3 protein-coding genes are annotated in these 3,108 nt (G+C 72.5%); 1 reads left to right on the forward strand and 2 read right to left on the reverse strand.

All coding sequences use genetic code 11. The features are described from left to right. Positions 1-379: 379 nt before the first annotated feature. Both IH13_RS0122040 and IH13_RS0122045 read right to left on the reverse strand, forming a co-directional pair. The gene (locus tag IH13_RS0122040) at positions 380-1,165 is read right to left on the reverse strand and encodes an SAM-dependent methyltransferase (protein WP_031087055.1); all 786 of its coding nucleotides are present in this window, start codon (positions 1,163-1,165) and stop codon (positions 380-382) included. A 261-nt stretch (positions 1,166-1,426) separates the two neighbouring features. Next, the gene (locus IH13_RS0122045; protein WP_031087057.1) at positions 1,427-1,846 is read right to left on the reverse strand and encodes a DUF732 domain-containing protein; all 420 of its coding nucleotides are present in this window, start codon (positions 1,844-1,846) and stop codon (positions 1,427-1,429) included. Positions 1,847-2,689: 843 nt separating this feature from the next. Between IH13_RS0122045 and IH13_RS0122050 the strand changes: the two genes are divergently transcribed. Further along, positions 2,690-3,108, forward strand: a 419-nt coding sequence (locus IH13_RS0122050) for an AAA family ATPase (protein ID WP_158791262.1), incomplete at its 3' end; no start/stop codon positions are given.

Consider the following 3,108-nt stretch of genomic DNA (forward strand, 5'->3'; position numbering starts at 1 on the left):
CGTCGCCCCCGATCCTGCATGGGTGCGCGCGCAGCTCCCGCCGCACCGGTGACGGGGTGACGGCGCCGGCGCACCTCCGAGCAGATCGACCGTGTGGTCCCGGGCCCCGGCGAACACCGCCCCCTCCAGGAGTGGCGGAACGAGATGAGCCCCGGTCCCTTCGAACGCCTCGCCGCAGCGGCCGGGGACCGGCGCACCGGGACGGCCTGCGACCGCCCCGGTGGAGCCGGGGCCGCCCACGACGCCGGGCACGCGGTAGCCGAGCCGTCACACCACCGTGGACGTGCACCGGCGCGGCCTCCGGTCGTCACCGGGGGACCGCGGTGCTGGCGTCCTGCCGTGCACGGCGGCACCGCCCGCCGGGGCGGTGCCGCTCCGATCACGGTGTGCGGGCCACGAGCCCCCACTGGTCGACGGGGGCGGGGTCCTCCTCGTCGGGCCGCCAGAACGGGATGGACACGAAGCCCGGTTCGAGCAGTTCCAGGCCCTCGGCACATCCGGTGATCTCTTCGGGCTCACGCACCAGGTAGGGCGGGTTCTCCCCGGAGTCGTACGCCTCCTGGGCGGCCAGTGTCTGCGGCGTCTTCACCGTGTCGCAGAGCACCAGGAAACTGCCTGAGGGCATCCGGGCCATGTACTGCTGTACGACCCTGATCCCGTCGGGCGGGGTGAGGTGCCCCAGGGTCGACAGCAGCAGGACGGCGACGGGCTCGGTCAGGTCCAGGGTCTTGGCCGCTTCGTCCACGACGGCGTCCACGTGGGCCAGGTCGGCGTCCACGTAGGCCGTCCTTCCCTCCGGCGCGCCGGCCAGCAGCGCCGCCGCGTGGATCAGGACGATGGGGTCGTTGTCCACGTACACGATCCTGGCATCGGGTACGACGGCCTGGGCGACCTCGTGGGTGCTGTTCTCCACCGGCAGCCCGGTCCCCACGTCCAGGAACTGACGCACCCCCAGCCCGGCCAGGTGCCGAACCGCCCGGGCCTGGAAGGCGCGTGACGCCTGCGCGACTGCGGCGGTCTGCGGGTACGCGGCCGTCACCGCGTCCGCCAGCTCCCGGTCCACCGCGTAGTTGTCCTTGCCGCCCAGCCACGCGTTCCACACCCGCGCGGAGTGCGGTACGTCCGCACGCACCTTCCTGCGGAACTCGGCATCGTCGACAGTCATCGAAAGCTCCTACTCGCCGTCTGGGCACGGTGGTTGACACCGTTCAGGGCCGTGCACACAGCATGACCGTACCTGCGGCGACAACATATCCGCCCGCTCCGCACGGGTACGACGTCGCAGCCGGCCCCCGCCCCCTGCGGCTGCGTACCCTCACCCTGCACGCCTGCCCGTTGGGCGGCCCGGCCGGGGCGGAGTCGCGACGCTCCCGTCCCGGCCGTCGCGGCCGGGATCGCCCGCAGCGGGTCACCTGCCTGAGCGCAGTCAGAAGTCGGGACAGAGATGGGCGTGTGCCGCCGCGTTGATTCTCTCGGCGGTCTGGGGCGAACGGCCCTCGGGGTGGGTCGGGCTGGTGAACCGCTGACGGGCCTGCTCCACCTGCTTCGTCTCGTCGTCCGGCCAGTCGTGGATGGACTGGCACTGGCTGCGGCCTCGGCTGATCGCCTTGTCCGCCTCGCCGTGGGCGATGTCCTTGTCGATCGAGTCGAGCGCTGCGACGAACGCGGCTTCCTGCTCCGGAGTGGTGTCGGGCAGCCCGTTCGCCGCGCGGGCCTCGGCGCCCTGTTCCTCACTGAGGGTGGGTGTACCGCCAGGGCCGCCATCCGAGGTGTCGCCGCCGCAGGCGGTGAGCGTCGCAAGGAGCAGGACGGCCGCGACGACGGCCGTGGTGGTGCGGGTGTGCATGAAGTTCCCCAAGAACGTTGCGTGTTGACAGAGTCATCATGCGTGATCGGACGGGAGGTCCGCGCGGATGTGGCTGTCCTGTGATCTGAGTGGGCCACGGACCGGTCGCGCCGTCGGCGGGGCACCGGGCAGTCGCCGGGCGGAGGACGCGGTGACGGCGGATCCACGGCGGCCGACGGGAACGCGGGGCCACGCCGGGGCGCGCGGACCCGGCGACAGGTTTCAGCTGCACCACGGCTGTCCGCGCACCCGGCGGTACGTCTACCGGCCCGTCGGCGGGACGGCTCCGCATCCGGCCGGCGCCCCTGCACGCCTGGGACGTGCCGGGCCGGTACGGCCCCGCCGCGGCCCGCTCACCGGGTACCGCCGACGAGGCCGATGTCCGGGGTGCCCGGCTGATTCACCAACTCCGCTGCGGTGACTACCTGCTGGAGCGGATCGCCCCGCTGATCGCCCAGGTGCGGGCGGTGACGGGGTGGAACCACTGCCGGCCGGCCTGTCCGACTGGCACGAACGGCTGCCCGCGGGCGGGTGATGCCGGCCGGCGCCGCGGAGCTGGACGCCTGCTTCCGGGGCGCGGCTGAGACGCGGGCCGAAGGGGACGAGGGGCAGTTTCCGGCCACCGCACCGCGCCACGATCCGTCTGTGCGCGTGCGAGGTCCCGCATACCGGGCGAAGGCCCCCGGGGTCCGGGGCCGCCACGTAATCTTGCTGCGGCAGAGGATCGTTTCCGGGAGCAGCCCGGCGCAACGGCCTCAGCTGCCTGTCCCGCTTCGGTACGGCTTCCGGGAAAGGTGCCGGCCGTCTCGTCGGCGTGAGGGGCGTCGCAGTATGGAGTCGACTATGGACGCGCAGGACACCGCCAGGGAGCTACGGGCTGTGGTCGGCGAGCTGTCGGAGCGTTTCTACGAGCGGGCCGACGTGGTGCGGACGCTGGTGGTGGCGCTGCTGGCCGGGCAGCATTCGCTGGTGCTGGGCCCGCCGGGGACCGCGAAGTCCGAGATGGCCCGAGACCTCACGAGCAGGATCGACGGGGCGTCGTACTGGGAGATACTCCTGTCGAAGTTCACCGCGCCGACGAGGATGTTCGGCCCGATCGACGTCGCCGCTCTGGCCCGGGGGGAATACCGCCAGATCTACGACGGCCGCGCCACGACCGCGCACATCGCGTTCGTGGACGAGATCTTCAAGTGTTCGACGGCGGCGCTGAACGAGACGCTGGGATACCTCAACGAGCGGATCTACCACCCCGAGAGCGGCGG

Origin of the sequence: Streptomyces sp. NRRL WC-3549, assembly GCF_000721935.1 — a bacterium.
Lineage (GTDB): Bacteria > Actinomycetota > Actinomycetes > Streptomycetales > Streptomycetaceae > Streptomyces.

Bases quoted from the DNA above. Each gene is read 5' to 3' on its own strand.
- IH13_RS0122040 (WP_031087055.1), bottom strand. From the start codon at position 1,165: ATGACTGTCGACGATGCCGAGTTCCGCAGGAAGGTGCGTGCGGACGTA.
- IH13_RS0122045 (WP_031087057.1), bottom strand. From the start codon at position 1,846: ATGCACACCCGCACCACCACGGCCGTCGTCGCGGCCGTCCTGCTCCTT.